This window comes from Candidatus Aquicultor sp. (assembly GCF_054640775.1).
On sequence record NZ_JBTSLF010000341.1, the window covers coordinates 1 to 2,567 of the forward strand.

General features: G+C 52.2%; 4 protein-coding genes. All 4 read left to right on the top strand.

Going from position 1 to position 2,567, the window contains the following annotated elements:
* The first annotated feature begins 341 nt into the window (after positions 1 to 341).
* The 4 genes from tas to ACYC56_RS15125 all read left to right on the top strand — a co-directional run bounded on the left by tas (position 342) and on the right by ACYC56_RS15125 (position 2,521).
* Entirely contained in the window at positions 342 to 1,229 is an 888-nt protein-coding gene (gene tas / locus ACYC56_RS15110) for a TIGR-Tas system RNA-guided endonuclease (RefSeq protein WP_461374997.1), read from the top strand.
* 199 nt (positions 1,230 to 1,428) lie between these two features.
* The gene (locus tag ACYC56_RS15115) at positions 1,429 to 1,593 is read left to right on the top strand and encodes a hypothetical protein (RefSeq protein ID WP_461374998.1); all 165 of its coding nucleotides are present in this window, start codon (positions 1,429 to 1,431) and stop codon (positions 1,591 to 1,593) included.
* Positions 1,590 to 2,297 carry a hypothetical protein gene (locus tag ACYC56_RS15120; RefSeq protein WP_461374999.1) on the top strand — a complete coding sequence of 236 codons (708 nt, stop codon included), beginning with the start codon at positions 1,590 to 1,592 and terminating at the stop codon, positions 2,295 to 2,297. The genes ACYC56_RS15115 and ACYC56_RS15120 overlap by 4 nt, the downstream gene beginning before the upstream one ends.
* The gene (locus ACYC56_RS15125; protein ID WP_461375000.1) at positions 2,294 to 2,521 is read left to right on the top strand and encodes a hypothetical protein; all 228 of its coding nucleotides are present in this window, start codon (positions 2,294 to 2,296) and stop codon (positions 2,519 to 2,521) included. Before ACYC56_RS15120 ends, ACYC56_RS15125 begins: the two co-directional genes overlap by 4 nt.
* Positions 2,522 to 2,567 lie beyond the last annotated feature (46 nt).

Consider the following 2,567-nt stretch of genomic DNA (forward strand, 5'->3'; position numbering starts at 1 on the left):
CCAGGCGCATAAATTCCTGAGTTCGGTGCGATGGAAGCCAGCAAAGAATATGACGGAGTTTTTGGTGTCCATGACGCCAGGCCACCGTGCGTAACGGAGGCAGCCATCGCCCCGCTTCTCCTTCGGTGGTTGCTGTACGGGAATGAGACGAGGCCTGGGCTTCGGGGTGAAGGGAGCAAGTCACAACACGCGAGAAATCCATTGGCCGCGAACGAGTCATTGTGTACGAGAAAACCAAGGGACGGAAACGAGTCACAGCACTTTAGAAACCCAGTACTGCTAAACGAGTCAAGAAAGGAAAGAAAACCAATTTTCATTAACGTATCACAAGGAGAAATAAAATGAACAAATCAGTAATGAGAGCAATGGTACGCGGGGCCTATGATTTGCAGAAGCTCCGTATTCAATCTGGGTTGCGCGTAGTGGCGGCCTTCAAGACCAAGATCGGGCAGATGCCCGGACACGGAGAAGATGAACTGGAGGAAGTGGCGGCGCAGATATTGAAAGAACTTCGCTCAGAATATGAGCGCATCACCGACGCCATCACGCAAAACGGGAAAGTGCGAAAGGTTAAGGAATCGGACTTTAACGGATACAAACTGCTGTCTGACGCAAGCGAGTTTACGCTGGTGAAAGAATATCTGGCACTTCTAAATGCGGAAGAATCGCAATTCAAGGACATCGGTCGTACCTTGAAAAGCTACCCCGTCTGGACATCGTTTTTAGATGGCGTGCGCGGGGTTGGCCCGGCGATGGCTGGCGTTATCATCAGCGAAATAGATATCAGCAAGGCCATGTATCCCTCAAGCCTACACAAATACGCCGGGCTTGATGTGGCACCCAACGATGATGGCGTGATGGCCGGGCGTTCCCGCAAATCTGCACATCTTGTGGACGTGACATACACCACGAAGGACGGAAAAGAGGATGTGCGGAAGGGAATTACCTTTAACCCTTTCCTCAAGACAAAACTGATCGGCGTACTTGGCTCGTCTTTTATAAAACTCGGCGGACCATATCGAGATATTTATGATGGATACAAGAACCGATTGCAGAATCGTCCAGACCTCACCGAGGAAAGCAAGGGCCACATTCACAATATGGCGGTGCGGTATATGATTAAGATGTTTCTTATCGACCTGCATCGGGAGTGGCGCAAACTGGAGGGGTACGCACCAACGGAACCGTATCACGTTGCAAAGCTGCATTTGAGAGATCATGCGGCTTGATTTGAGAGTCATAACAGGGAAGAAACCCACTAGAGATGAACGAGACACACCCAAGGAGAAAACCATTGCCGTGAAACGAGTCAGGCGGCGTAAGAAAACCAAAGGAACGTAACGAGTCATTCGTGGTAAGGAAACCAAGCACGATAAACGCATCACGCGACCCGGCGCGTAATCCGGGCCACTTTTTAGGGAGATATAAATGGGTCGATTAGCACGAATCAACGCAGAACGCAAAGCCGTCGGATTACCGGTGGATGACAACGGGTATCACCGCAAGCCTCAGTCTACGCGGGTGACTCCGGTTGTGCGGAATAAGATGGTATTGGCGTCGTTATTGGCGACGATTAAAGGGGGTGGAAAATGAGCGAGTTTAAGGTGGGTGATCGGGTGCGGTTGGAGGGGGTTGTGGTTTTCGATAATAGAGGTAATTGGACTTTTGTGTGCACGGAAGGTGACGCGGATGGTAATAACGGGTTTTCGAGGTATGCAACAGAACGCGCCACACTGAGCGAACCCGTGCGCCCAGAACTTAAATCCGGGCAAGTGTGGGAAGATGCGAGCGGGATCAAGGTCACGCTCGCCGACGCGGGGCCGCAGACATGGGATCGCGACAACTTCCCGTTTTACGGGACAGCAGCAGGCTTCCCACCGAACGGGAGAAAGTATAACTCCAAAGGTATCCGAATAAACGAAGACGCAACCGGCCCAAACTATCTCGTGAAGCTGATCGAGGATGTTGCGGAGGAGGTGCAGCCGGAACCAAAAGCCCCGCCGCCCCTGGACACGAGCAAGCCTATGCGGGCAATTGGGGGTCTCGTAGTCAGGGAGTTTGTAGACCGCACCGAAAGCGGGAAAGTAGTTGTCCGGGATGGCGAGGGGTATTTTCGTATTTTCCGTGAGGAAGAACTCGAAAACATCCCCACCCCAAAGCGCACCATGAGCCGGGAGTCGGTGATGGTATCCGTATCTGGTGGAGAACCATATCTAACATGGGATAATTGCGTGCCATTCGGGGGCAAAATCATCGCACGCGGCTCGGTCACTCTGACGGAAGGAGATGGCCTATGAGTGCCCCAGAGAATATTTACGTTCCACTGAACCACGGAAAACTTGTAGGTGTCTGCGCTTATGAGCGAACCCACAAGACGGACGTGGAATATATCCGCGCCGATATTCACGAGGCGGAGATGGAGGCACTCAAGGCTGAGAATGCCGACTGTCGCGCAAAGTACGCCAAAGTTACAGCAATGCTTGCGTCCCATTATGTACTTCTGCCGGAGGTGGAACCATGAAACTGCAACGATACGATGTTAAAGACGGCGGGTATGAGAAGGCTGC